23 protein-coding genes are annotated in these 23,674 nt (G+C 67.2%); 6 read left to right on the top strand and 17 right to left on the bottom strand.

Translation table 11 applies throughout. The features are described 5' to 3' along the window. Window positions 1-4: 4 nt before the first annotated feature. The 4 genes from EG885_RS07745 to coxB all read right to left on the bottom strand — a co-directional run bounded on the left by EG885_RS07745 (window position 5) and on the right by coxB (window position 2,674). Window positions 5-577: a cytochrome c oxidase assembly protein gene (locus tag EG885_RS07745; protein WP_131573906.1), complete on the bottom strand. Its 573-nt coding sequence runs from the start codon at window positions 575-577 to the stop codon at window positions 5-7. Then, window positions 574-780, bottom strand: a complete 207-nt coding sequence (locus tag EG885_RS07740; RefSeq protein WP_131573905.1) for a hypothetical protein — start codon at window positions 778-780, stop codon at window positions 574-576. Before EG885_RS07740 ends, EG885_RS07745 begins: the two co-directional genes overlap by 4 nt. Then, window positions 780-1,700, bottom strand: a complete 921-nt coding sequence (gene cyoE / locus EG885_RS07735) for a heme o synthase (RefSeq protein ID WP_131573904.1) — start codon at window positions 1,698-1,700, stop codon at window positions 780-782. Before cyoE ends, EG885_RS07740 begins: the two co-directional genes overlap by 1 nt. Before the next feature lie 68 nt (window positions 1,701-1,768). Beyond that, complete coding sequence (gene coxB / locus EG885_RS07730; RefSeq protein ID WP_131573903.1) at window positions 1,769-2,674, bottom strand: cytochrome c oxidase subunit II; 906 nt, start codon at window positions 2,672-2,674, stop codon at window positions 1,769-1,771. Between the two features lie 210 nt (window positions 2,675-2,884). Between coxB and tldD the strand changes: the two genes are divergently transcribed. The 6 genes from tldD (at window position 2,885) to EG885_RS07700 (ending at window position 10,651) form a co-directional block, all read left to right on the top strand. Beyond that, window positions 2,885-4,306, top strand: a complete 1,422-nt coding sequence (gene tldD, locus EG885_RS07725) for a metalloprotease TldD (RefSeq protein WP_131573902.1) — start codon at window positions 2,885-2,887, stop codon at window positions 4,304-4,306. A gap of 80 nt (window positions 4,307-4,386) precedes the next feature. Beyond that, complete coding sequence (gene dprA, locus EG885_RS07720) at window positions 4,387-5,559, top strand: DNA-processing protein DprA (RefSeq protein ID WP_242679555.1); 1,173 nt, start codon at window positions 4,387-4,389, stop codon at window positions 5,557-5,559. A 167-nt stretch (window positions 5,560-5,726) separates the two neighbouring features. Beyond that, entirely contained in the window at window positions 5,727-8,516 is a 2,790-nt protein-coding gene (gene topA / locus EG885_RS07715) for a type I DNA topoisomerase (protein WP_131573901.1), read from the top strand. 108 nt (window positions 8,517-8,624) lie between these two features. After that, window positions 8,625-9,329, top strand: coding sequence for a CoA transferase subunit A (locus tag EG885_RS07710; protein ID WP_131573900.1), 705 nt, complete (start codon window positions 8,625-8,627; stop codon window positions 9,327-9,329). After that, window positions 9,329-9,967, top strand: a complete 639-nt coding sequence (locus tag EG885_RS07705) for a 3-oxoacid CoA-transferase subunit B (RefSeq protein WP_131573899.1) — start codon at window positions 9,329-9,331, stop codon at window positions 9,965-9,967. Before EG885_RS07710 ends, EG885_RS07705 begins: the two co-directional genes overlap by 1 nt. An 84-nt stretch (window positions 9,968-10,051) precedes the next feature. Beyond that, entirely contained in the window at window positions 10,052-10,651 is a 600-nt protein-coding gene (locus EG885_RS07700; RefSeq protein ID WP_242679554.1) for a hypothetical protein, read from the top strand. Here the strand turns inward: EG885_RS07700 and folD are convergent. From folD to ruvB, 13 genes are all read right to left on the bottom strand, one after another. Continuing rightward, window positions 10,648-11,523 carry a bifunctional methylenetetrahydrofolate dehydrogenase/methenyltetrahydrofolate cyclohydrolase FolD gene (gene folD / locus EG885_RS07695; protein WP_131573898.1) on the bottom strand — a complete coding sequence of 292 codons (876 nt, stop codon included), beginning with the start codon at window positions 11,521-11,523 and terminating at the stop codon, window positions 10,648-10,650. The two genes, EG885_RS07700 and folD, sit on opposite strands and share 4 nt — an antisense overlap. Further along, window positions 11,520-11,822 carry a chorismate mutase gene (locus EG885_RS07690; RefSeq protein WP_131573897.1) on the bottom strand — a complete coding sequence of 101 codons (303 nt, stop codon included), beginning with the start codon at window positions 11,820-11,822 and terminating at the stop codon, window positions 11,520-11,522. The genes folD and EG885_RS07690 overlap by 4 nt, the downstream gene beginning before the upstream one ends. Window positions 11,823-11,877: 55 nt before the next feature. Beyond that, complete coding sequence (locus EG885_RS07685) at window positions 11,878-12,327, bottom strand: MarR family winged helix-turn-helix transcriptional regulator (RefSeq protein WP_131573896.1); 450 nt, start codon at window positions 12,325-12,327, stop codon at window positions 11,878-11,880. 275 nt (window positions 12,328-12,602) lie between these two features. Further along, window positions 12,603-14,498, bottom strand: a complete 1,896-nt coding sequence (gene ftsH / locus EG885_RS07680; protein ID WP_131573895.1) for an ATP-dependent zinc metalloprotease FtsH — start codon at window positions 14,496-14,498, stop codon at window positions 12,603-12,605. A gap of 58 nt (window positions 14,499-14,556) precedes the next feature. Further along, the gene (tilS, locus tag EG885_RS07675) at window positions 14,557-15,783 is read right to left on the bottom strand and encodes a tRNA lysidine(34) synthetase TilS (protein ID WP_131573894.1); all 1,227 of its coding nucleotides are present in this window, start codon (window positions 15,781-15,783) and stop codon (window positions 14,557-14,559) included. Beyond that, window positions 15,780-16,688: a tol-pal system YbgF family protein gene (locus tag EG885_RS07670; protein ID WP_242679553.1), complete on the bottom strand. Its 909-nt coding sequence runs from the start codon at window positions 16,686-16,688 to the stop codon at window positions 15,780-15,782. Before EG885_RS07670 ends, tilS begins: the two co-directional genes overlap by 4 nt. Beyond that, a complete protein-coding gene (gene pal / locus EG885_RS07665; RefSeq protein ID WP_131573948.1) occupies window positions 16,688-17,356 on the bottom strand; it encodes a peptidoglycan-associated lipoprotein Pal in 669 nt (222 codons plus the stop codon). The genes EG885_RS07670 and pal overlap by 1 nt, the downstream gene beginning before the upstream one ends. A gap of 37 nt (window positions 17,357-17,393) precedes the next feature. Then, window positions 17,394-18,749 (bottom strand): Tol-Pal system beta propeller repeat protein TolB, encoded by a 1,356-nt coding sequence (gene tolB / locus EG885_RS07660; RefSeq protein WP_131573893.1) that lies wholly within the window; start codon window positions 18,747-18,749, stop codon window positions 17,394-17,396. Between the two features lie 53 nt (window positions 18,750-18,802). Further along, entirely contained in the window at window positions 18,803-20,830 is a 2,028-nt protein-coding gene (locus tag EG885_RS07655) for a hypothetical protein (protein WP_131573892.1), read from the bottom strand. Between the two features lie 3 nt (window positions 20,831-20,833). Further along, window positions 20,834-21,298 (bottom strand): ExbD/TolR family protein, encoded by a 465-nt coding sequence (locus tag EG885_RS07650; RefSeq protein WP_131573891.1) that lies wholly within the window; start codon window positions 21,296-21,298, stop codon window positions 20,834-20,836. Window positions 21,299-21,301: 3 nt separating this feature from the next. Next, complete coding sequence (tolQ, locus tag EG885_RS07645) at window positions 21,302-21,994, bottom strand: protein TolQ (RefSeq protein WP_131573890.1); 693 nt, start codon at window positions 21,992-21,994, stop codon at window positions 21,302-21,304. 158 nt (window positions 21,995-22,152) lie between these two features. Next, window positions 22,153-22,545 carry a tol-pal system-associated acyl-CoA thioesterase gene (gene ybgC, locus EG885_RS07640; RefSeq protein WP_131573889.1) on the bottom strand — a complete coding sequence of 131 codons (393 nt, stop codon included), beginning with the start codon at window positions 22,543-22,545 and terminating at the stop codon, window positions 22,153-22,155. Between the two features lie 36 nt (window positions 22,546-22,581). Next, the gene (gene ruvB, locus EG885_RS07635; protein WP_131573888.1) at window positions 22,582-23,613 is read right to left on the bottom strand and encodes a Holliday junction branch migration DNA helicase RuvB; all 1,032 of its coding nucleotides are present in this window, start codon (window positions 23,611-23,613) and stop codon (window positions 22,582-22,584) included. Window positions 23,614-23,674: the final 61 nt, after the last annotated feature.

The following is a 23,674-nucleotide window of genomic DNA, read 5'->3' as shown; positions in this document are numbered from 1 at the left end:
CGTCTCAGTTGATGGTGTCGGCCGCGCCGGTGTCAAGCGCAGCACTGCGCGGCTCGGTCAGATGAAAGGTATAGGACAGCGTGATGTCGCGGATATGTCCCGCATCGCGGTCGTCCACAAGCTCGGGATCGACATAGAAGCTGACAGGCATCTCGATGCTTTCGCCGGGCTGCAATGTCTGTTCCTGAAAGCAGAAACATTCGACCTTGATGAAATAATACCCGGTCACCTCGGGGGCGACGTTATAGCTGGCCGTCCCGGTCAGAGGCTGGTCGGAATTGTTCGTCGCCTCGTAAAAGGCCAGCCCGCTTTCGCCGATCTTCAGATCCATGCGGGTCTGCATGGGGCGAAAGGTCCATTCCAGATTGCTGTCGGTATTCGCATCGAACCGGACCCGGACGACTTCGTCCAGAACCAGATCCGAGGCGCTTTGCGACACCTGCGTGGTGCCGCCAAAGCCGGTGACCTTGCAGAACCAGTTATAGAAGGGCACGGCGGCCCATGACAGCGCGCCCATCGTCACGACGACGCCGACCAGCATGGCCACGGTGCGGCTTTCCGGGCTGAGCCGCTTCATGGCCGGGCCCCTGCGGCAGGTTCGACGATCGGGGTCATCGAGACGCGGGGCTGGTGGTCGTAGGCCTCCAGCATACCGCCCTGCTGCACCTTGACGACCGTCAGACCGAAGACCAGCGCGACAAAGCCGATCAGAACCACGCCAAGACCCACATTGCGGGACCGGCGGCGGCCGTGGATTTCATGTTCGGTTTTCAGAGCCATCACCAGCCCCCCATCCAGCTTTGCACCAGAAGTGCGAGAAAATGCAGGAAAAGATAGTAAAGCGACAGCTTGAAGACGCGCTTTTCCACGGCATAGCCATCGGCCACGGCCTCATCCTCGGCCCGGCGCAGGATCTTCCAGCCGCCATGGATGAAGGCCGCGTTCAGGACCACCGCCACTGCCATGTACAGCGGCCCGCCGATCGAAGTCAGCCCCAGCCAGATCGCAAAGGGCGCCAGCACCAGCGTATAGCCGAAAATGTGGCGGCGCGCGACCCGGCGACCATGGGTCACGGTCAGCATCGGCACGCCGGCCTTGTGGTAATCTTCCTTCATGAACAGCGCCAGCGCCCAGAAATGGGGCGGGGTCCAGAAAAAGATCACCGCGAACATCAGCAGCGATTCAATCGCGATGCCGCCCGTCGCGCAGGCCCAACCGATCATCGGGGGAAAGGCCCCTGCCGCCCCGCCGATGACAATGTTCTGCGGCGTCCAGCGTTTCAGCCAGACGGTATAGACGACCGCGTAAAAGAAGATGGTAAAGGCCAGAAAGCCCGCTGCGAACCAGTTCGCGACCAGCCCCAGCATCATCACGGAAATGACCGACAGCACGATGCCGAGGCCAAGCGCCTCGCCACCCTCGACGCGGCCCGACGGGATCGGGCGGCTCTGGGTGCGGTTCATCACCGCGTCGATATCGCGGTCGTACCACATGTTCAGCGCGCCCGAGGCCCCGCCGCCAAGCGCGATGAACAGCACGGCGCAAAAGGCGATAAAGGGATGCACGTCGATGGGCGCGACGAACAGCCCGACAAAGGCGGTAAAGACCACCAGCGACATGACGCGCGGCTTCAGCAGCGCGACATAGTCGCTGAATTCGGCCTCGGGGGTCGTGGCTTCATATGCGTTGATATCGGTCATCGCGCCTGCAATCGTGGTTCCTTGGCGGGGGCGGCAGGATGCCGCCCGCCCCTGGGTCGGGATCGGGATCAGTCCGCGCGGGCCAGATCGACCTTTGCCGCGCCTTCAAGGCTGGCGGTCGGCGCGGGTTCGTCGCCCAAGGTGCCGCCCTGTTCGGCGACCCAGGCCGCATAGACCTCGGGGCTGACCGCCTTGACGACGATTGGCATATAGGCGTGGTTGATGCCGCACAGCTCGCTACACTGGCCGAAATAGGTGCCCTCTTGTTCGACATTGAACCAGGCCTGGGCGATGCGGCCCGGAACGGCATCCTGTTTCACGGCGAATGCCGGGATGGTCCAGGAATGGATCACGTCGCTGGCGGTCACCTGCAGCAGGACCGTCTGGCCCACGGGCACGACGACGGCGGTATCGGTCGCCAGCAGATACTCGTCGGGGGCATAGCCGAACTCGGCCAGCTCTTCCTCGGGCAGCATCAGCGAATCGAAAGCGATGTCGTTTTCAGGATATTCATAGGACCAGTACCACTGATGCCCGGTCGCCTTGACGACCACATCCGGGTTTTCCGGCATTTCCTGACTGCGGAACAGGATCGGCAGCGAAAACGCCCCGATGGCCACCAGGATCAGCACCGGGATCAGCGTCCAGCCGATCTCCAGCGGGGTGTTGTGGGTGAATTTCGCGGGCACCGGGTTGGCGCGGCTGTTGAACCGGAAGATCACATACAGCAGCAGGAAACAGACGAACACCGTCACCGCTGCAATGATGATCAGCACGAAATGATCCAGCCACTGCTGGTCGCGCGCCAGTTCCGTCGCGGCGGGCTGGAACCCCATCCCCCCTGCCACGGGCTTGCCGATGGTGGGCAGATCGCCCAGCACACCCTGCGCCATCGCCGTCGTGCTCAGCATGCCTGCCGCAGCAAACCCCGTCGCTGCCGCGAATGCACGGCCCATCATCGCTCTTGCCATCATTCCATCCCGTTGCAGTGGCCCGGCCAGAATGGCCGCAGGGGCTGCCGGGAGGCTGCCCCTTTTCCTTTCACAGTGTCCGTTCTATGACCATATCTGGCCCCCACGGGCAAGACTTACCTACAGCATTTCCCCAAGGCAGGGGAACGCGACCCCCTGCCGCGCCCGGACAGGCAGATGTCCGCCGCCCTCTTTCACCGACAGGAGCCTTGCATGAGCCGTCCGTCCTTCGACCCCTTTTCGACCGATCTCGACCATAACAGCGCCCTTTCGGTCCTGCGAGAGGCGGTGGCAGGGGCCGATGACGGAGAGTTGTTTCTGGAACGCAGCCAGCATGAATCCCTGGTCTTCGACGATGGACGGCTGCGCAATTCCAGCTTCATGGCCGGGCGCGGCTTTGGTCTGCGCGCCGTGCGCGGCGAGGTGACGGGCTATGCCCATTCGACCGAGATCTCGGGCCCGGCCCTGCGCCGCGCCGCGCAGACCGCGCGTCTGGCCGTGGCGCAGGGGGGGGGCACGACGGCGCTGGCACCGGCCATGCAGCCGGTCAATCTGTATCCCGCCATCGACCCCGCCGAGGGGATCCCGGTCGCCCGACGCATCGCGCTGCTGCGCGAGATCGATGCCTATGCCCGGACGCTGGATCCGCGCGTGGTGCAGGTCACCGTCTCGATGGGCAGCAGCCTGCAGGAAATCGCGATCCTGCGCCCCGAAGGCGGTCTTGCCACCGACATCCGCCCGATGGCGCGCCTGAATGTCGCGGTGATCATGGAAAACAACGACCGTCGCGAAAGCGGCAGCGCGGGCGGCGGCGGGCGTCACGATCTGGAACGGCTGATGGCCCCCGCCCATTGGCAGGCGCTGGTCCTCGAAGCCGTGCGCATCGCCGAGGTCAACCTGCGCTCGGTCCCCGCGCCGGCCGGGATGATGGACGTGGTGCTTGGCCCCGGCTGGCCCGGCATCCTGCTGCACGAGGCCGTGGGCCACGGGCTGGAGGGTGATTTCAACCGCAAGAAGGCCTCGGCCTTCGCGGGTCTTCTGGGCGCGCGCGTCGCGTCGCCGGGGGTGACGGTGGTCGATGACGGCACCATCCCGGGCCGTCGCGGCAGCATCAATATCGACGACGAGGGCACGCCCCCCGCCCGCAACGTGCTGATCGAGGACGGCATTCTGGTCGGCTATATGCAGGACCGCCAGAATGCCCGGCTGATGGGGGTGGAGCCCACCGGCAACGGACGGCGCGAAAGCTTTGCCCATGTGCCGATGCCGCGGATGACCAACACCTATATGCCCGGCGGCGATGCCGATCCGGCGGCGATCCTGGCGGAACTGCGCGACGGCATCTATGCGGTGGGCTTCGGCGGCGGACAGGTGGACATCACCAATGGCAAGTTCGTGTTTTCCTGCACCGAGGCCTATCGGGTCAGGAACGGCATCGTCGGCGATCCGATTCGCGGCGCCACCCTGATCGGCGACGGGGCCACCGCCCTGCAGCAGATCCGCGCGATCGGCAATGACATGGCGCTGGACCCCGGCATCGGCAATTGCGGCAAGCAGGGGCAATGGGTGCCGGTCGGTGTGGGCCAGCCCACGCTGATGATCGGCGGGTTGACGGTGGGCGGATCGGCGGCCTGATCCAGGCAGGGCGCCCGGCGCTAACCCTTTGTTAACGGCCCATGGGGTAATCCTGATCCGGATCGGACAGGGGGCGCCTCATGGATACCGGACTGACACCAGCCAGCACGTTCGGCCTGCGACAGGCGACCGCGACCGGCGATGACGACCTGACCTTTCTCCGGCTGATCCGCTCGCGCCGGGTGGGGCCCGCGACCTTTCACCGGATGATCGCGGAACACGGCACGGCCCGCACGGCACTGGATGCGCTGCCGGGCATCGCGGCAGCGGCGGGCTTGGCCGATTACAGCCCCTGCCCCGAAGGCGTGGCCGCCGCCGAACTGGCCGCCGGACGGCGGGCCGGGGCACGGCTGATCCGTTGCGACGATCCCGATTATCCGGCGACCCTGCGTCAGATCGACGGCGCCCCGCCGGTCCTGTGGGTGCGCGGCGATCCGATGCATCTGGCGCGCGACACGATCGCGGTGATCGGCGCGCGCAACGCCTCGTCCCTGGGTCTGCGCATGGCGCGCGGCATGGCGGCCGGACTGGGAGAGGCCGGTTTCACCGTCGCCGCCGGGCTGGCCCGCGGCATCGACACCGCCGCCCATGACGCGGCCCTGCCGACCGGCACGATTGCGGTGATGGCGGGCGGGATCGACGTGATCTATCCTGCCGAAAACGCCGTTCTTGCCGCCCAGATCGCCGAATGCGGGATCCTGATCTCGGAACAGCCGCCCGGCACGGAACCCGCCGCCCGGCATTTCCCGACCCGCAACCGCATCGTGTCCGGCCTGTCCCATGCCGTCGTGGTGATCGAGGCCGCGCAGCGATCCGGCACGCTGATCACCGCGCGCAACGCGCTCGATCAGGGACGAGAGGTGATGGCGGTGCCCGGCCACCCGATGGATGCCCGTGCGGCGGGTTGCAACGCGCTGATCCGCGACGGCGCCACGCTGGTGCGCAGCGCCGCCGATGTGGCCGACGCCCTGCGCCACGCCCACACCACCCCGGTCGCAGCCCCTCAGCCGGCCCGCACGGCCCCTGCTGCCACCCGCCGGCTCGGGGCGCCGGCCCAAACTCCCCGCGATGCAGGCGGGCCCATCCACCTCGAATCGCGCATCCTGTCGCGCCTCTCCCCCTCCCCGACCGAGGAAAACGACCTGATCCGCGACCTGGGCGTGCCCGCCGCCACCGCCAATGCGGTCATCCTGTCGCTGGAACTTCAGGGCCGCGTCACCCGGATGGCCGGGGGACGGCTCGCCCTGTCCTGATCCCCGCACCGTCCCGACCCCTGCATTGGTCCACAAATATCCCGGGGGAGTCGCGCCTCGCGCGACGGGGGCAGCGCCCCCTGCCCCCTCTGCCACCAACACCCCCCGTTGACACGGCGCGCCACGGCACCCATCTTGCCGCCCCATTGCAGTTGCCCGAGGTTCCCATGCCCGTCGTCGTCGTCGAATCCCCGGCCAAGGCCAAAACGATCGAGAAATATCTCGGCGGCGACTATCGCGTGCTGGCCAGTTTCGGCCATGTCCGCGACCTGCCGCCCAAGGATGGCAGCGTCGATCCGGACAATGAATTCGACATGAAATGGGAGATTGCGGCCGACAGTCGCAAGCATCTCAAGGCGATCAAGGACGCGCTCAAGGACGACCAGACGCTGATTCTGGCCACCGACCCCGACCGCGAGGGCGAGGCGATCAGCTGGCACCTGCTGGCCGCCCTGCAACCCGCCCTGAAGAAGGGCAGCGATGTCAGCCGCGTCACCTTCAACGCGATCACCAAGACCGCCGTGACCGAGGCGATGGCAAAGCCCCGCCAGATCGATCAGCCGCTGGTCGATGCCTATCTGGCACGCCGCGCGCTGGATTATCTGGTGGGCTTCAACCTGTCGCCGGTCCTGTGGCGCAAGCTGCCGGGTGCCAAATCCGCCGGCCGCGTGCAATCGGTCTGCCTGCGCCTGATCGTCGACCGCGAGATGGAGATCGAGGCCTTCAAGGCCCGCGAATACTGGTCCGTCCATGCCCGCCTCGCCACCCCCGGTGGCGAGGAATATGACGCGACCCTCGTCTCGCTGGCTGGCAAGCGGCTGGAACGGTTCGATCTGGCCAGCGCCGAACAGGCGGCAATGGCGCTCAGCGCGGTATCCAGCCGCGATCTGAAGGTGGCCTCGGTCGCGGCCAAGCCCGCCAGCCGCAATCCCTGGCCGCCCTTCATGACCTCGACCCTGCAGCAAGAGGCCAGCCGCAAGCTGGGCATGGGCGCCAAGGCCTGCATGTCGGCGGCGCAGCGTTTGTACGAGGCCGGGCTGATCACCTATATGCGGACCGACGGCATCGACATGGCGCCCGAGGCCGTGATGGCCGCCCGCGACGCGATCAAGGCCAAATTCGGCGAGAACTACCTGCCGAAAAGCCCGCGCATGTACAAGAACAAGGCCAAGAACGCGCAAGAGGCGCATGAGTGCATCCGGCCCACCGACATGATGATGTCGCCGGACCGGCTGAAGCTGACCGCCGATGATCAGCGCAAGCTGTATGATCTGATCTGGAAACGCACCATCGCCAGCCAGATGGAAGCCGCCCGGATGGAACGCACCACGGTGGACATCGCCAGCCCCGACGATCAGGTTGGCCTGCGCGCCAATGGTCAGGTGATGCTGTTCGACGGCTTCCTGCGCGTCTACGATCAGGGCCGCGACGATGACGAGGGCGAGGACAGCGCCCGCCTGCCCGCGATCACCCAAGGCGAGGCCGCGCGACTGGTGGCCCATGCCTTCGACACGGAATTTGCCAAGGCGGCCGAGAAATCCGACCCCGCGCCGCAGCCGCCCAAGGGCCAGCGCGCCGCCTCCGGATTGCTGATCGATGACCCGGCGCAGGCAGCCGCGCGCCAGCATTTCACCCAACCGCCGCCGCGCTATACCGAGGCGACGATGGTCAAGCGCATGGAAGAACTGGGCATCGGCCGCCCCTCGACCTATGCCAGCATCGTGACCACGATTCAGGATCGCGATTATGTCCGCAAGGACAAGAACCGCCTGATCCCCGAAGATAAGGGCCGTCTGGTCACGATCTTTCTGCTGAAATACTTTCCGCGCTATGTCAGCTATGACTTTACCGCCGATCTGGAAACCGAACTGGACGAGATCAGCGCGGGCGACCGGCTGTGGCGCGAGGTTCTTGGGCGGTTCTGGAAAGAATTTTCGAAAGCGTTGGAAGGCACGTCCGAACTGCGCATCACCGAGGTGCTGGAGGCGATCGACGACGCGCTGGCCCCGCATCTGTATCCGCCGCGCGCGGATGGTGGCGATCCGCGGATCTGCCCGCTCTGCGGGGCGGGGCGGCTGAACCTCAAGACCGCGCGGTCGGGCGGCGCCTTCATCGGCTGCACGAACTATCCCGAATGCCGCTATACCCGCCCCCTGTCGGCGCCCGACGGCGAGGAGCCGGTGGGCGACCATGTGCTTGGAATGGATGCGGAGGACCAGATCAGCCTTAAGACCGGGCGGTTCGGTCCCTATGTCCAGCGCGGCGAGGCCACGGAAGAGGCGCCCAAGCCGCCCCGCGCCTCGATCCCCAAGGGCTGGGACGCGGCAACACTGGATCTGGAACAGGCGGTGCAGCTTTTGTCCCTGCCCCGTCCCGTCGGCCCGCATCCCGAGGATGGCGTGCTGATCGAGGCCGGGATCGGGCGCTTTGGCCCCTATGTCAAACATGGCTCGAAATATGCCAATATCGCGGATGTGGACGAGGTGTTTACCATCGGCATGAACCGCGCGGTCGAGGTTTTGGCCGCCAAGCAGGTCAGGGGCGGGCGCGGCGCGGCTGCGGCGCCGCTGCGCGAGATGGGCGATCATCCTGATGGCGGGCCGATCCAGGTGATGGGCGGCAAATACGGTCCTTACGTCAAATGGTCCAAGGTGAACGCCACCCTGCCCCGCGATGTGACGCCCGAGGATCTGACCGTCGAACAGGCGCTGGAGCTGATCGCCGCCAAGGCCGCAAAATCGCCCGCAAAAGGGGCAAAGAAGCCCGCCGCAAAGAAACCAGCGGCGAAATCCGCCGCCAAAACGACAAAGGCCACCACCAAGCCTGCGGCGACCAAGACCGCTGCCGCCAAGAAGACAACCGCCAAGACTGGGACAACCAAGGCTGCAAACACCAAGGCTGCGACTGCCAAAAAACCCGCCACAAAAAAGCCGGCGGCCAAACCCGCCGAGGACTGAGCCAAGTGTGATCACGGTTTTTGCGCTAACATCCTCGGCTGCGATTGACACGGGCAGGTGAGCGGGCAACAACTTGGCCCATCACGGGATCTGAGGGCGGGAGGGCCGATGCAGAAGGTCTATGGAACGGCGGGCGAGGCCTTGGACGGGCTTTTGCACGATGGGATGTTCATTGCTGCGGGGGGGTTCGGCTTGTGCGGCATCCCCGAGCTGCTGATCGATGCGCTGGTCGACAGCGGCGTCAAGCAGCTGACCATCGCCAGCAACAATTGCGGCGTGGACGGGTTCGGTCTGGGCAAGCTGCTGGAAACGCGCCAGATCGCCAAGATGCTGAGCAGCTATGTCGGCGAAAATGCCGAATTCATGCGGCAATATCTGTCGGGCGAGCTGGAGCTGGAGTTCAACCCTCAGGGCACTCTGGCCGAACGCATGCGCGCGGGCGGCGCGGGGATCCCCGGTTTCTATACCAAGACCGGCGTTGGCACCGTCATCGCCGAGGGGAAAGAGGTCAAGAATTTCGACGGGCAGGACTATGTTCTGGAACGCGGGATCGTCGCCGACCTGTCCATCGTCAAGGCTTGGAAGGCCGATGACACCGGCAATCTGGTGTTTCGCAAGACGGCGCGCAACTTCAACCCTCCGGCGGCGATGTGCGGCAAGGTCTGCGTGGCCGAGGTCGAAGAGATCGTGCCGCGCGGCAGTCTGGACCCCGACATGATCCACCTGCCCGGCATCTATGTGCACCGGATCGTTCAGGGAACGCATGAGAAGCGCATCGAACAGCGCACCACCCGCAAGAGGGAGACCGCGTGATGGCTGCCGATATCAAGGGCTGGGACCGCAACCGTATGGCCGCCCGCGCGGCCGAGGAACTGGAAGACGGCTGGTATGTGAATCTGGGCATCGGCATTCCGACGCTGGTGGCCAATTATGTCGGCGACAAGGACATCACCCTGCAGTCTGAAAACGGCATGCTGGGGATGGGGCCGTTTCCCTTCGAGGGCGACGAGGATCCCGACCTGATCAACGCCGGCAAGCAGACCATCACCGAGCTGTCGCGCACCGCCTATTTCGACAGCGCGACCAGTTTCGGGATGATCCGCGGCGGCAAGATCGCCGCCGCCATTCTGGGCGCGATGGAGGTCAGCGAGGACGGCGATCTGGCCAACTGGATGATCCCCGGCAAGCTGGTCAAGGGCATGGGCGGCGCGATGGATCTGGTCGCCGGTGTGGGCCGGGTGATCGTGGTCATGGATCACACCAACAAGGCAGGGGAATCCAAGGTGCTGCGCGCCTGTACCCTGCCGCTGACCGGCAAGGCCGTGGTCGACCGGATCATCACCAATCTGGGTGTGCTGGATGTGGTGCCCGGCGGGCTGACGATCGTCGAACTGGCCGAGGGCGTGTCCGAGGACGAATTGCGGGCCGCGACCGAGGCGACCATCGTCTGAACACGGCGTCAGGCGGTGGGGTCGGCGGGGGGCCTTGCCCCCCGTCGTCGTTCCGACGCCTCCCCCCAGGATATTTGGACCAAGATGAAAGGCATGCGGATGGACGCGGCGGCGATCGAAGCGATGTTCACCAGGCCCGATGGCAGTTTCCTCTGTGCCAGATGGGGGCGGCCGGTGGCGCCTGTGGTCTTTGGTCTGGCGGATGGCAGTCTGGACATCTTTCGGGGCGCCCTGCGCGCGGGCTTTGCCCATGCGCGCCATCCGGTGACCGAGGCCGATCCCGAAATGGTGGCCAATCTGATGCTGTTCTTTGTGCGGGACTGGTCGGAACTGTCGGGCGTGCCGGATCTGGACCGGCTGACCGGGGTTCCGGACCTGCCCGAGCGGCTGGCGCGGGACGGGGCGGATCAATACCGGCTGTTTCGGTTCGATGCCGAGGGCGGGATCCGCGCCTGCCTCAGCTTTCTGAACATGGGCGGGGCTTTGGCGGAGGCGCATCCCGGCGGTCTGGCCGAGCGGGTGACGATGCAATCGGCGCTGACCTTTGCGGCCGAGGTCACGCCGTCTTCGCAACTGGCCGGGGTAATCCGGGCGGCGTATGATCCGGTTCTGCCGGTGGCGACCACCCAGCCCACCCATGCGCTGCGGCTGGCGGCGCGGGTGGCCGCCCAAACGCAGGCCTAGGGCGTCAGACCTTCGGGGTCGGGCAGGCCGTTCACGCGCAGGGTCGCGGTCAGCGTATTGGCCAGCAGGCAGGCGATGGTCATCGGACCGACGCCGCCCGGCACCGGGGTCAAAGCGCCCGCGACCTGCAGGGCCTGCGCCTGATCGACATCCCCGACCAGCCCGTCTTCCGTCCGGTTGATCCCCACATCGATGACGGTCGCGCCCGGCTTGATCCAGTCGCCCTGAACAAAGCCCGGACGACCCACCGCCGCGACCAGAATATCGGCGGTGCGGCACAGCGCGGGCAGATCGCTGGTGCGGGAATGGGCGATCGTCACCGTCGCGCTGTCGCGCAGCAGCAGCTGGGCCATCGGCTTGCCGACGATATTGCTGCGCCCGATCACGACCGCATTCAGGCCCGACAGACTGCCCAGATGATCACGCAGCAGCATCAGGCAGCCAAGCGGGGTGCAGGGCACCATCGCCTTTTGCCCGACGGCCAGCCGCCCCGCATTCAGGATGTGGAAGCCGTCCACATCCTTTTCCGGCGCGATCGCATTGATCACCGCAGCCTCGTCCAGACCGGCGGGCAGCGGCAGCTGAACCAGAATGCCATTCACCGCCGGATCGGCATTCAGCTGTGCGACCAGCGCCAGCAGCGCATCCTGCGATGTCGTCGCGGGCAGGCGATGTTCGAATGAGGTCATCCCGACCTCGCGCGTCATGCGCCCCTTGGAGCGGACATAGACCTGACTGGCGGCATCGTCGCCCACCAGCACCACGGCAAGGCCGGGGGTGATGCCCTGCCCGGCCAGATCCGCGACATGGGTAGCAATGCGCGAGCGCAGGCGGGCGGCAAAGGCCTTGCCGTCAAGTATCCGGGCAGTCATGGGCGATCCTTGTTCAGCTGACGCTCTTCCTGGGCGATGGCGGCCTCGATCAGCTGGCGCCACAGCCGGTCATAGAGATCGGGATCCAGCCCGTGGCCGCGCGCATGGTCGCGGATATTGGCCACGACCTCTTCGACGCGTGCCTCGATCCGGGCAGGCAGGCCGTTTCCGGATTTAATCTGGGCGGCGCGGTCGATCAGCGCATGGCGGCGGGCCAGCAGCGCCATCAGCTGCGCGTCCACCGCGTCGATTTCGGTCCGCAGCGCGGCCATGTCGGGTATGTCTTGGATCCGTGTCATCGTGTCTGTCCCATGCACCGGGGACGGGCGAATCGCAAGCCCTGCGAAGCCCGGTTCAGGACTGCAGAAGGCCGGATCTTGTGCGCTGCAGCAGATCGCGCAGCTGCAGCTGTTCGGCCTCGGACAGGCCCGTGGCGCGGTTGACGCTGCCGCGCACATGATCGGTCTTGGCCTGCAGGGCATGCCCGCGCGGCGTCAGCGACACGATGACGCGGCGTTCGTCGCGGGCGTCGCGCTGGCGGGTCACCAGGTCCGCCGCCCCAAGCCGCTTGATCAGCGGGGTCAGGGTGCTGCTGTCCAGACCAAGATGGTCGCCCAGGGCCCCGACGCTTTGGCTGTCCTGCGCCCACAGCGTCAGCAGGACCAGAAACTGCGGATAGGTGATCCCCAGAGGGTCCAGCAACGCCTTGTAGATCCGGCCAAAGGCAAGATTGACCGCATAGGCGTCAAAGCAAAGCATGGCGTCCAGCTCCGTCAGTTTGGGCAGGTCGGGGGCGTCTCTCATCAGATCAGATCAATCTATTCCGGTCGCTTTCACGCGCATCCGACAACTTGCATCCTGTGCAACTTGCTTGCGCAACAAGAACCCATAAAAAATTAAAACAGTTCAGTTTACAACCCGTAATCTCGCTGCCGCCTAGTTTACATGTATGCAAGTCGTCCAGCTGATGCATCCTGCCTGCAACTTGGCCATGTGGCGATGGGCCACCCTTGCCGGGCAGACATGCAAAAACCCCGGCCCAAGGGACCGGGGTTTTCAGGTGGATCAGATGGCGGCGGTCACGCCGGGGCCGGATCGCCTCCGGGGGCGGCGGGGGCGCCTGCCTTGGGGATCGCGGTGACTGCCGGGATCAGGCTGGGCGGGGTGTCGTCATCGCCGCCGTCCAGCGCGTCGCCGCGCAGGATGCGGGCGATTTCCTCGCCGGTGAGGGTCTCGTATTCCAGCAGGCCACGGGCCATGCGTTCGAATTCGACCTCTTTTTCGATCAGGATGCGATATGCCTCGCGATAGCCCTCTTCGATCAGGTCGCGGACCTCTTGTTCGATCAGTTCCTTGGTCGCCGCCGAGACCGAGAAGCCGCCGGTGCTGCCGTTATAGCCCTCGTGCGCCTCGGCATAGTCGACCGCGCCGACCTTGTCCGACATGCCCCACCGCATGACCATCGCACGGGCCAGCGCGCTGGCCTGCTGGATATCGCCTGCGGGGCCGTTCGACACGCCTTCTTCACCGTATTTGATGATCTCGGCGGCCTTGCCGGCCATGGTCATGGTGATCTTTTGCTTGGCCTCGTCCTTATGGAAATTCAGACGATCCATCTCGGGCAGGCTGACGACCATGCCAAGCGCGCCGCCGCGCGGGATGATGGTCGCCTTGTAGACCGGATCGCATTTGGGCAGCGACAGGCCGACCACGGCATGGCCTGCCTCGTGATAGGCGGTCTTTTCCTTTTGCTCGGGCGTCAGCACCAGAGAGCGGCGTTCCACGCCCAGCATCACCTTGTCCTTGGCGCTTTCGAAATCGGCCATGCTGACAAAGCGGCGACCGATGCGGGCAGCGGTCAGCGCGGCCTCGTTCACCAGGTTCATCAGATCGGCGCCCGAAAAGCCGGGTGTGCCGCGCGCGATCAGGCGCAGATCGACATCGGGGCCGACCGGCACCTTGCGCGAATGCACAGACAGGATCTTTTCGCGGCCCTTGATGTCGGGATTGGGCACATGGATCTGGCGGTCGAAGCGGCCCGGACGCAACAGCGCCGGGTCCAGCACGTCCTTGCGGTTGGTCGCGGCGATGATGATGATGCCTTCATTGGCCTCGAAACCGTCCATCTCGACCAGCAGCTGGTTCAGGGTCTGTTCGCGTTCGTCATTGCCGCCGCCGATGCCGACGCCACGGGCACGGCCCACCGCATCGATCTCGTCGATGAACAGGATGCAGGGGGCGGATTTCTTGGCCTGTTCGAACATGTCGCGAACCCGGGAGGCGCCGACGCCCACGAACATTTCGACGAAGTCAGAACCCGAGATGGTAAAGAACGGCACGCCCGCCTCGCCTGCGATGGCGCGGGCCAGCAGGGTCTTGCCGGTGCCCGGAGGGCCGACCAGCAGCGCGCCCTTGGGGATCTTGCCGCCGAGACGGCTGAACTTCTGCGGATTGCGCAGGAATTCGACGATCTCTTCCAGCTCTTCCTTGGCCTCGTCGATGCCGGCGACATCATCAAAGGTCACGCGGCCATGCTTTTCGGTCAAAAGCTTGGCCTTGGACTTGCCAAAGCCCATCGCGCCGCCCTTTCCGCCGCCCTGCATGCGGTTCATGAAGAAGATCCACACCCCAATCAGCAGGATGAAGGGCAGCCAGACGCCCAGCATGGACATCAGGCCGCTGCTTTGCTGCTTGACGACGCGGACGTCGACGCCCTGCTGGATCAGCCGGTCACTGATATCCTCGCCCATCGGGCGGACGGTGGCGTATTGCTGGCCGTCCACTGCGGTGATCGCGACATCCTCGCCGTCGATTGTCACGGCGGTGACCTGATCGTTCTGCACGCGCTGGATGAAGTCGGAATAGCTGATCTGGCGGCTGTTCATGGCGCCCGACCCGTCACTGAACAGGTTGAACAGAGCCAAAATCATCAGGAACAGAACCACCCAGAAGGCGAAGTTGCGTGCATTGCCCAAAAAAGGGTCCTCCGGCGGAAGTGGGTTTGAAGTGAAAATAGGGATTATCGCCGCAGGTTCAATGCGCCTTCACCAGCCTGCGGAAATCTGACGCGGCACGCAAGGGTCGCAGGGTCCACTCGGGGGCCTCGCGCAGCAGCGGCGCAGCCAGCAGGGCCTGACCCTGCCAGATGCCGGGGCTGGCTGCGGCCTCGTCGCGCAACAGGCCCGAATCGCGCCATGACAATCGCGACAACGGCCCCGGACCTAGGGCCGCGACATGCTGGCCGGGGGCCAGCCCCTCGATCCGCCAGCGCCGGTCCCAGATCGCGCCGGTCGCGGGCGGGCTGCGCAGGGCGGCTGCCGCCTCGCGCGTGAACCGCAGCCCGGTGGCGGTCGGAGAGATCATTGCCCCGTCCATCGTCACCCGCCCCTGCGCCATCACCGCCGCCAGCGCATGGGTCAGCGTCGCGCGGCGCGGCGGGTAATCGGCGCCGGTCACCCACCGGCAGGCGGCCACCAGAATGCGGCGCCGGATTTCGGGCGGGGCTTCGCGCAGGGCGGCCCGCGACAGGGTCAGGCTGCCCTGCCGGGCCTCGGCCTCTTTCGACACCAGCGCCGCGTAATCGGCCAGCGCGTCGCGCGCCTCGGCGATATGGGCGGCGGACCGGGCAAGCCCGGCCACATCCAACCCAAGCGAGGCGATGGCCTGCCGGGCCCGGACCCGGTCGTAATCGGCATTGTCATTGGTCGGATCGTCGATCCAGTCGATCTGACGGGTGCGCAGCCAGTCGCGCAGCTCGGCCCGGCCCACATCCAGCACCGGGCGCAGCCAGCGCATGTCAAAGGCGTCGCGCCAGTCCGCCATCGCGGACAGCCCGTCCACCCCCGATCCGCGCGCCAGCCGCATCACGAGCGTCTCGGCCAGATCGTTCGCGGTATGGCCAAGGGCCACGGCGGGCAGCGCATTGCGCTGTGCCCAGCCCGACAGCAGCCGCAGCCGCGCATCGCGGGCCTGCGCCATCAGATTGCCCGCCTGCGTATCACGCCGCCACAGCAGCGTCGCATGCGGCAGGCCAAGCGCCCGGGCGGCGCGGGCGACCTCCTCGGCCTCGGCGGCGCTGCCGTCGCGCAGGCCGTGATCGACGGTGGCGACCATGACCCGGCGCCCGCGCGCCCATCCGGCGGCGACATGCATCAGCGCGACCGAATCGCCGCCACCCGATACGGCCAGCCCAAGCGCGGGAAGATCACCGGCCAGCCGGTCCAGCGCGGCCCGGATGCGGGCGGCGGCATCGGGGGTCACTGATGTTCGGCCAGATCGGCGGCCGCCTCGGGGTCGATATTGGGGTCCAGCAGCGGATCCAGCACACCCAGATCGCTGATCCCGCACCCAAGGCGGGTCATGCGGCTGTCGGCCTCGGTCGCCTGCGCGCTGCCGGGAAAGCGGGCGGGGATCTCGGCCAGATACAGGCAGGCAGCGGTGGCGTCGCCCTGCCCCTCGATCACGCGGGCGATGCCCAGCAGGCTTTCGCCCCCCAGCACGCCATCGGGATCGGCGGCGAACCCTTCCAGCCAGGCGGCGGCGGCGGCGCGGGGGTCACCCGCCAGATCCAGCGCCTGCCCGCGCAGGAACAGCGCCTCGGCGGTCAGCGGACCCCCGGCATGGGTCTCGGCCACATCGGCGAACATCTGCGCCGCGCGGGCGTGATCGCCGCTGTCCATGACGGCGCGGGCGGCATCGAAATCGGTGCGTTCGGCGGCGGTGGCGGCAGGTGCCCCCCCTGTCGCTGCGGCAGGGGTCGAGGGCGCCAGTTCCGGCGTCAGACCGGCAGGCGCCTGCGGCACGGTCAGCGCCGACAGATCGCAGGACGGATCGGCCTCGCACAGCCGGAATTCCAGATCGGACAGGCGCCGTTCGCTGTCGCCCGCGATGCGGTTGACGCGGTTCTGCAGCTGTTCGGTCTGGTTCGTCAGGCGCATCAGCTGCGCCTCCATCGCGTTCATGCGGTCGATCGCACCAGATCCGCCCGCCGCCTGAAAGCCCGCCGCCCCCGAAGCGACCAGCTCGGCCCGCAGCCCCTGCAACTGGCCCCGCAACTGCGTCACCTGCGCGCGCATGTCGGCCAGCGTGGCCGCATCGGGCGCGGCCTGCGCCAGCGCGCCAAAGGGCAGCGCGATGGCAACAATCATCGCCGGAAGAAGGCGCATCACATGCCGATCCCGGTCGGGCTGCCCACAGCCGGAGCGGGCGACGCCGCAGGCGTCATCGCCCCCGGAGCATTCGTGGTCGTCGTCGTGGCGCCAGTGGCCATCGTGCCGGGCGCCATGACCATCGACGGGGCGGTTTCCGTCACCACGGTCACGGCCCGGCGGTTCTGGGCATAGCATCCCTCGTCCGAACAGGTCGCAGCGGGGCGTTCCTTGCCAAAGGACAGGGTGCGGATGCGGCCGGGGGCCACGCCCTGGGCCACCAGATATTCCTGCACCGCGCTGGCCCGGCGGGCGCCAAGCGCAAGGTTGTATTCGCGGGTGCCGGTTTCTTCGGCATGGCCCTGCACCACGGCGGTGAAATTCGCATGCTGCGCCAGCCAGCCCGCCTGACGGGTCAGGATCTCGCGTGCCTCGGGGGTCAGGGTCGTCTGGTCGGCGGGAAAGCGCACCGTGTCGCCGATCCCGCTGCGGAAATACTCTGCCGTCGCCTGCGCGCCCAGCACGCCGCCCGCCAGATCGCCCTGAAACACCGCTCCGCCTCCGGTGCTGGCATAAGGATCGACCACCGGCGCCGTCAGGGGCGGTGCGGGCGCGGCACAGGCGGCCAGCGCCAGCAGGGCACCCAGCAGCACAGGCAGCAGGACGGGCGTCTTGGCGGCGTTCATCATCATATCCTCATGGCATCGGGGACCCCGGGCGGGGTCAGGGCATCAGGGGGCCCCAGGAGGGGTCCGAGGCGGCAAAGTCCAGGTTAGTGGGTCGCATGTTGCGCCCGGTGATGTCCACCGAATGCAGCCGGGGTTGGCCGTTTCCGCCCGGAGTGACGCGCGTGAACATCACCACCCGCCCATTGGGTGCCCATGTCGGCCCCTCGTCCAGAAACGATTCGGTCAGCATCCGCTCGGCCGAGCCGTCGGTGCGCATCACGCCGATATGGAACCGGTCGCCGATCTGCTTGGTAAAGGCGATCATGTCGCCCTTGGGGGACCAGGCGGGGGTGCCATAGCGCCCCTCGCCAAAGCTGATGCGGACGGGCTCGCCGCCCTCCAGCCCCATGATATACAGTTGCGGCGTGCCCGAACGGTCGCTTTCAAAGACCACCCGCTGCCCGTCCGGGCTGAACCCCGGAGAGGTGTCGATGGCGGGCGAATCGGTCAGGGGCCGCTGCGCCCCGGTCGCCACATCCATCAGCCACAGATCGGTATTGCCACCCTGTTCGCGCGAATAGACCACCCGCCGCCCGTCCGGGCTGAAAGAGGGCGCAAAGGCCATGGTCGAGGCGTCCCGCGTCAGGGGCCGGGCGCTGACGCTGCCCACATCCATCAGCTGCACCTGCGGAAAGCCGCTGTCATAGCTGGTGAACAGCAATTGCCGCCCGTCGGGCGAGAATTTCGGCGCCAGCACCAGCGACGAGCTGTCGGTCATCCACAAGATATTCGCGCCGTCGTAATCCATGACCCCGATGCGCATGATCCGGGCGCTTTTCGGCCCGGCCTCCTGCACAAAGGCCACCCGGCTGTCGAAATAGGGCCGCTCGCCGGTCAGCCTGGCATAGATCTGATCGGCGATCTTATGCGCCGCACGCCGCCAGTCGCCCGCGCGCGCGTCGAACTGCATCCCGTCGCCCTGCGGCTGGCCCGACACGACGTCGAACAGCCGGAACCGGACGGTGATGTTCTCGCCCATCTGGCGCACCTCGGCGGACACCAGCGCCTGCGCATCGACGGCGCGCCAGTCCTCATAGCTGACGGCCTCGGAAAAGCTGCCGCTGCGCGCAACCTGCGCCTCGGCGGGGATCTCGCGGAACAGACCCGTTCCGGTCAGATCGTCGGCCACCACCTGCCGGACCCGGGCCGCGATCTCGGCATCCCCGTGAAAGGCGGGGATGGCGATGGACATCGGTTCGATGACGCCATCGGTGATCTCGATGCGCAGGGGGGTGTCCTGCGCCATGGCGGGACCGGCGGGCAGCAGAGCTGTCGCCAGAAACAGAGCGGGGGCCAGAAGCAGGCCGGGCGCCAGACGAAAGGCGGGGGCAAGGATCAGCGGTCGGAACATGGCGTGGTCATATCCTTGGTGTCGGCAGCGGGCAAAGGGCGGCCCGCCGCGGCCTATTGGGGGATCTCGATCCCATCGGGACGAAAATCGACGACGACATCGCGCCAGCGTCCGTATTTGGACGCCGGAAGGTCAAAGCCCGCCTGCCCGCACATCAGGATGGCGCGACGGGCGACCTCGAAAGCCTGCTGAGCGGCGGATTCGCTGCCGCCGCGATAGCCCGCGATGCGCAGGCTTTCCACGTCGGGCACACCGTTGGGCGATAGGGAAAACCCGACCGAGACGGTCATCTGCGCAGCCTCGACATTCAGCATGCCCATGTTCCAGCAGTTCTGGATGGCAAAGCGCAGCCCTTCGCGTTCCGAAAAGGTCAGCGGCTCACCCATCGGCAGGCCCGAGGTGACGTCATCCAGCGGTCGGGCCGAGATCGAATCGATCGGGCCGGGGGTCAGCTGCATCATGTCGGCGGGCGGGCCAGCGGGATCGTTGGCCGGATCGGTAGCCGCCCCCGTCCCTGCCATCGCCCCGGCCAGCGCCGCCGCCAGCGGGTCCAGACCCGCCGAGGCACCGCTGCCGCCTTCGATCGTCTGCGTGTCGCCGCCGAACGTATCGCCGGACGAGGCCGTGTCCTGCCCCCCGGCCCCGGCCTGCGCATCGCGCAAGGCATCCTCCAGCGCCTGCCGGTCGGCGGCCTCGCGCGCGGCCTGCTCGGCTGCGGCGCGACGGTCGGCCTCGGCGGCGGCATCCGCCGCAGCTTGGCGTTCGGTCTCGGCCTGACGTTCGGCTTCGGCAGCCGCTTGGCGTTCGGCCTCGGCCTGACGTTCTGCCTCGGCTGCGGCTTGGCGTTCCGACTCGGCCTGACGTTCCGCCTCGGCGGCTGCTGCGCGGCGTTCTTCTTCGGCTGCGGCTTCTGCAGCCGCCTGACGCTCTGCTTCTGCCTGACGTTCCGTCTCTGCTGCGGCGGCGCGACGGGCCTCTTCGGCCTCGGCAGCCGCCTGCCGTTCGGCTTCGGCCTGCCGTTCAGCCTCGGCTGCGGCGCGGCGGTCCGCCTCTGCCTCGGCTTGCGCTTCGGCAGCAGCCTGACGTTCTGCCTCGGCCTGCCGTTCAGCATCGGCCTCCGCTTCTTCGGCCTGACGCTCTTCAGCGGCCGCGCGATCGGCGTCGGCCTGACGCTCGGCTTCAGCGGCAGCGGCCTCAGCCTGACGGGCGGCTTCGGCCTCGCGATCGGCGTCGGCAGCAGCGGCGCGGCGGGCCTCTGCGGCAGCGTCACGCTCGGCAGCGGCTACAGCTTCTGCGGCTTCGGCATTCTGCTGTGCGAGCGCCTCGGCGCCAGCCTGACGGGCGGCCTCGGCGGCCGCCTGCTGCTGGGCTTCGGCGGCTTCGGCTGCCACTTGCGCCTCGGCTTCTGCCGCAGCAAGGGCGGCCTGACGCTGTGCTTCGGCGGCAGCTTCGGCACGGGCAGCTTCGGCCACGCGGGCGTTGAACGCCTCGACCAGACCGGGGGGCCGGTCCTGCGGGCGGGGCGAGTTGTCCAGCGCCAGGGCCGATCGCGGGGCGACCGGCACGGCCGCCGCATCCGGGGCGGGCTGCGCAGGCTGGGCGGGCTGAGCCTCGGCCAAGGGCTGAGCGGGGGTTGCGGGAAGGTCGGGGAACACCTCGGCGCTGGCGGTCTGATTCTCGCTTGGCGATGGCAGATCGGTGGCCACATCGACCGGCGCGGCAGGGGTGAAATCGCCCAGATCGGGCGTGGCCTCGGCATCGTCGGGCGGGGTCAGTGACGCCGCGACCCCGGTCTGCGGCGGCATGGCCGAAACCGGGCGGGCGGTGCCATCCTCGGTCGGTGCGACCGGATCGGGCAGGCTGGCGACCGCCGTGGCATCGGCCCCCACAGGCCCCGCCCCGCGCGCGGCAGCGGCCATCGCCTCGAATTCCGCGCCGCTGACGGTCGAGACCTGCGTGGTGCGCACCGGATGATCGGGCTGAGGCCGGAACAGGGCGCCGCCCAGGATCGCCCAGAGAATCAGCGACCCATGCGCCACCCCCGAGATCCAATAGCCGATGCGCCCGTCACGGTCATCCATGGTTCAGTTGCCCTCGCCTGACGCGTCCATGCGCGGCCCGCCGGTCTCGGTGACCAGCACGATATCGGTGATGCCTGCCGCGTTCAGCGCGCCCATGATCTGAACCACGCGGGAATAGGGAATGGCGCCGTCGGCGCGCAGGAACACCCGCGCGGTCTGGCGTTCGGCCAGAACGGCCCGCAACGCGGTGATCATCTGATCGTCCGCAACCGGCTGGTCCATGACCTGCATCGACCCCTCGGCGGGGACCGCGATGACCAGCGGTTCCTCCTGTTCGGTGGGCACGGCGCTGGCGGCGGTCTCGGGCAGGTTCAGCGGCACGCCTGCGGTCATCAGCGGCGCCGCGACCATGAAGATGATCAGCAGCACCAGCATCACGTCCACAAACGGCGTCACGTTGATTTCCGACATCGGCATGTTGCGCCGGCGTCCCTTGCGGCTGGTGCGCTTGACGACCGAGGATGCCATGGATCAGGCCTCGTCCATCTGACGCGACAGAAGGGTCGAGAATTCGTCCGAGAACGCCTCCCACCCACCGGTGATGCGTTCGGCGTCGCCCGACAGCTTGTTATAGAAGACGACCGCCGGGATGGCCGCGACCAGACCAAGGGCGGTGGCCAGCAGCGCCTCGGCAATGCCCGGCGCCACGACGGCAAGACTGGTGTCCTGCGTCAGGGCGATGCCCTCGAAGGCCGATTTGATGCCCCAGACCGTGCCGAACAGGCCGATGAAGGGCGCGGTCGAGCCCACCGTCGCCAGAAAGGACAGGCCCCGGAACAGGCGCTGTTCCTCGCGCGCGATGGCCACGTTCATGGCGCGGTCGATGCGGCTGATGCCGCCGGCGATCAGCCGCCCGTCATCGCGGTGGCTGCGGCGCCATTCGGTCATGCCGGCGGAAAAGATCCGTTCGGAAGGACCCTTGGGGCGGTCGCCCAAGCGGTCGTACAGATCGTCCAGCGGCTCGCCCGACCAGAAGGCGCGGTCGAATTTCGACGCCTCCAGCCGCGCGCGGCCAAAGGTCAGGAATTTCTGCACGATGATCGCCCAGGACCAGAACGAGGCCACGATCAGCATGACCATCACCACCTGCACCGTCAGCGAGGACCGCCAGAACAGCGCCACGGCGGAAAAGTCGATGGCCTCGGCGGCCTGAATGGGTTCCATCTTTTCTGCCTTATCATCAGGGGCCGGGACTGTCTGTTCGACAACCCGACGTTGCGGCCTATTATCCTGTTCCTGATACGGGTTTCATCCCCCACGGCAACACAATGGCGTCACTTTTCTGCAATGCGCAGCCGATCCGACGCAATCAGAGGCCCGTGTCAGCCGTCGATGGCGGTCCGCAGGCGCGACGGCAGGCGCACCGGACGCCCCTGCCCGTCCACGCAGGCGATGGTCACGCGGGCCGAAAACAGCAGCTGATCGCCGCGCCGGACCTGCTGATCGACGACGATCCGGGCCGGGCTGGCCTGTGCCAACGCGGTCCTGACGACCAGCAGATCGTCGAAACGCGCCGGGCGCAGGTAATCGGCCTCGACCCGCCGCACGGCAAAAACATGGCCGGTCTCGCGCTGCATCGCCAGCTGGTCGATGCAAAGCGCGCGCAGCCATTCCGACCGCCCGCGTTCGATATATTTCAGATAGTTGGCATAATAGACGATGCCGGCGAGGTCGGTGTCCTCGTAATAGACACGCAGGGTCAGGTCATGGCTCATGCGGCGGACGCTAGGACGGATTTGCGCGCTGTGCAATCAGCCGTCGAACAGACTGGCCTGCCCGGCGGGCACCGGCATGGCCAGCCCCAGATGCCGCCACGCCCCCTGGGTCAGCATCCGCCCGCGCGGGGTGCGCGCGATCAGGCCCTGTTGCAGCAGATAGGGCTCGATCACCTCTTCGATGGCATCGCGACTTTCGGACAGGGCGGCGGACAGGGTTTCCACCCCCACGGGCCCGCCCGCATAATGCTGCGCGATCAGCGTCAGATAGCGCCGGTCGGCCCCATCCAGCCCCAGATCGTCGACGCCAAGCCGGTTCAGCGCGATATCGGCAATCTCGCGCGTCAGGCGGCCATTGCCCTCGACCAGCGCGAAATCGATGACCCGGCGCAGCAGGCGGCCCGCGATGCGGGGCGTGCCCCGGGCGCGACGGGCGATTTCCATCGTGCCTTCGGGATCGGCGCTGATGCCCAGCAGGCGGGCGCCGCGCTGAACGATCAGGTCCAGCTCGTGGATCTCATAGAATTGCAGCCGGGTCGGGATACCGAACCGGTCGCGCAGGGGCGTGGTCAGCAGGCCCAACCGGGTGGTGGCACCGACCAGCGTAAAGGGCTGCAATTCGATCCGGACGGTGCGGGCGGCGGGGCCTTCGCCGATCACCAGATCCAGTTCGAAATCCTCCATCGCGGGATAGAGGATTTCCTCGACCGCCGGGTTCATGCGGTGAATCTCGTCGATGAACAGCACGTCGCGCGATTCGAGATTGGTCAGGATCGCCGCCAGATCCCCCGCCCGCGCGATCACCGGCCCCGAGGTCATGCGGAAGTTCACCCCCAGTTCGCGCGCCATGATCTGCGCCAGCGTGGTCTTGCCCAGACCCGGAGGGCCGAAGAACAGCGTATGGTCCATCGCCTTGCCGCGCATCTTGGCGCTTTCGATGAACACCTTGAGGTTCGCGCGCGCCTCGGCCTGACCGACGAATTCGGACAGGTTCTGCGGGCGCAGCGCGCGATCCTCGCCGTCGCCCTCCTGTTGCTCGGGGCGCAGGACCGGATCGGATTGGGTCATCCGCGACCCCAGGGGGTGCGAGGTTTGGCGCGGCCCGCGCGGGGGATGCGCGACGGGGTTG

The sequence above is a fragment of the Paracoccus nototheniae genome, assembly GCF_004335005.1.
Lineage (GTDB): Bacteria > Pseudomonadota > Alphaproteobacteria > Rhodobacterales > Rhodobacteraceae > Paracoccus > Paracoccus nototheniae.
The sequence above is the reverse complement of the archived record's forward strand: the minus strand, read 5'-3'. Positions and strand labels throughout refer to the sequence as shown.

What these genes read in the sequence shown, in the direction of transcription:
- EG885_RS07745 (WP_131573906.1), bottom strand. Translation starts at nt 577, where the DNA reads ATGAAGCGGCTCAGCCCGGAAAGCCGCACCGTGGCCATGCTGGTCGGC.
- EG885_RS07655 (WP_131573892.1), bottom strand. Translation starts at nt 20,830, where the DNA reads ATGGATGACCGTGACGGGCGCATCGGCTATTGGATCTCGGGGGTGGCG.
- EG885_RS07740 (WP_131573905.1), bottom strand. Translation starts at nt 780, where the DNA reads ATGGCTCTGAAAACCGAACATGAAATCCACGGCCGCCGCCGGTCCCGC.
- topA (WP_131573901.1), top strand. Translation starts at nt 5,727, where the DNA reads ATGCCCGTCGTCGTCGTCGAATCCCCGGCCAAGGCCAAAACGATCGAG.
- ybgC (WP_131573889.1), bottom strand. Translation starts at nt 22,545, where the DNA reads ATGAGCCATGACCTGACCCTGCGTGTCTATTACGAGGACACCGACCTC.
- tolB (WP_131573893.1), bottom strand. Translation starts at nt 18,749, where the DNA reads ATGTTCCGACCGCTGATCCTTGCCCCCGCCTTTCGTCTGGCGCCCGGC.
- EG885_RS07650 (WP_131573891.1), bottom strand. Translation starts at nt 21,298, where the DNA reads ATGGCATCCTCGGTCGTCAAGCGCACCAGCCGCAAGGGACGCCGGCGC.
- EG885_RS07690 (WP_131573897.1), bottom strand. Translation starts at nt 11,822, where the DNA reads ATGACACGGATCCAAGACATACCCGACATGGCCGCGCTGCGGACCGAA.
- cyoE (WP_131573904.1), bottom strand. Translation starts at nt 1,700, where the DNA reads ATGACCGATATCAACGCATATGAAGCCACGACCCCCGAGGCCGAATTC.
- pal (WP_131573948.1), bottom strand. Translation starts at nt 17,356, where the DNA reads ATGAACGCCGCCAAGACGCCCGTCCTGCTGCCTGTGCTGCTGGGTGCC.
- EG885_RS07670 (WP_242679553.1), bottom strand. Translation starts at nt 16,688, where the DNA reads ATGCGCCTTCTTCCGGCGATGATTGTTGCCATCGCGCTGCCCTTTGGC.
- EG885_RS07705 (WP_131573899.1), top strand. Translation starts at nt 9,329, where the DNA reads ATGGCTGCCGATATCAAGGGCTGGGACCGCAACCGTATGGCCGCCCGC.
- EG885_RS07700 (WP_242679554.1), top strand. Translation starts at nt 10,052, where the DNA reads ATGAAAGGCATGCGGATGGACGCGGCGGCGATCGAAGCGATGTTCACC.
- folD (WP_131573898.1), bottom strand. Translation starts at nt 11,523, where the DNA reads ATGACTGCCCGGATACTTGACGGCAAGGCCTTTGCCGCCCGCCTGCGC.
- dprA (WP_242679555.1), top strand. Translation starts at nt 4,387, where the DNA reads ATGGATACCGGACTGACACCAGCCAGCACGTTCGGCCTGCGACAGGCG.
- tldD (WP_131573902.1), top strand. Translation starts at nt 2,885, where the DNA reads ATGAGCCGTCCGTCCTTCGACCCCTTTTCGACCGATCTCGACCATAAC.
- ruvB (WP_131573888.1), bottom strand. Translation starts at nt 23,613, where the DNA reads ATGACCCAATCCGATCCGGTCCTGCGCCCCGAGCAACAGGAGGGCGAC.
- EG885_RS07685 (WP_131573896.1), bottom strand. Translation starts at nt 12,327, where the DNA reads ATGAGAGACGCCCCCGACCTGCCCAAACTGACGGAGCTGGACGCCATG.
- tolQ (WP_131573890.1), bottom strand. Translation starts at nt 21,994, where the DNA reads ATGGAACCCATTCAGGCCGCCGAGGCCATCGACTTTTCCGCCGTGGCG.
- coxB (WP_131573903.1), bottom strand. Translation starts at nt 2,674, where the DNA reads ATGATGGCAAGAGCGATGATGGGCCGTGCATTCGCGGCAGCGACGGGG.
- EG885_RS07710 (WP_131573900.1), top strand. Translation starts at nt 8,625, where the DNA reads ATGCAGAAGGTCTATGGAACGGCGGGCGAGGCCTTGGACGGGCTTTTG.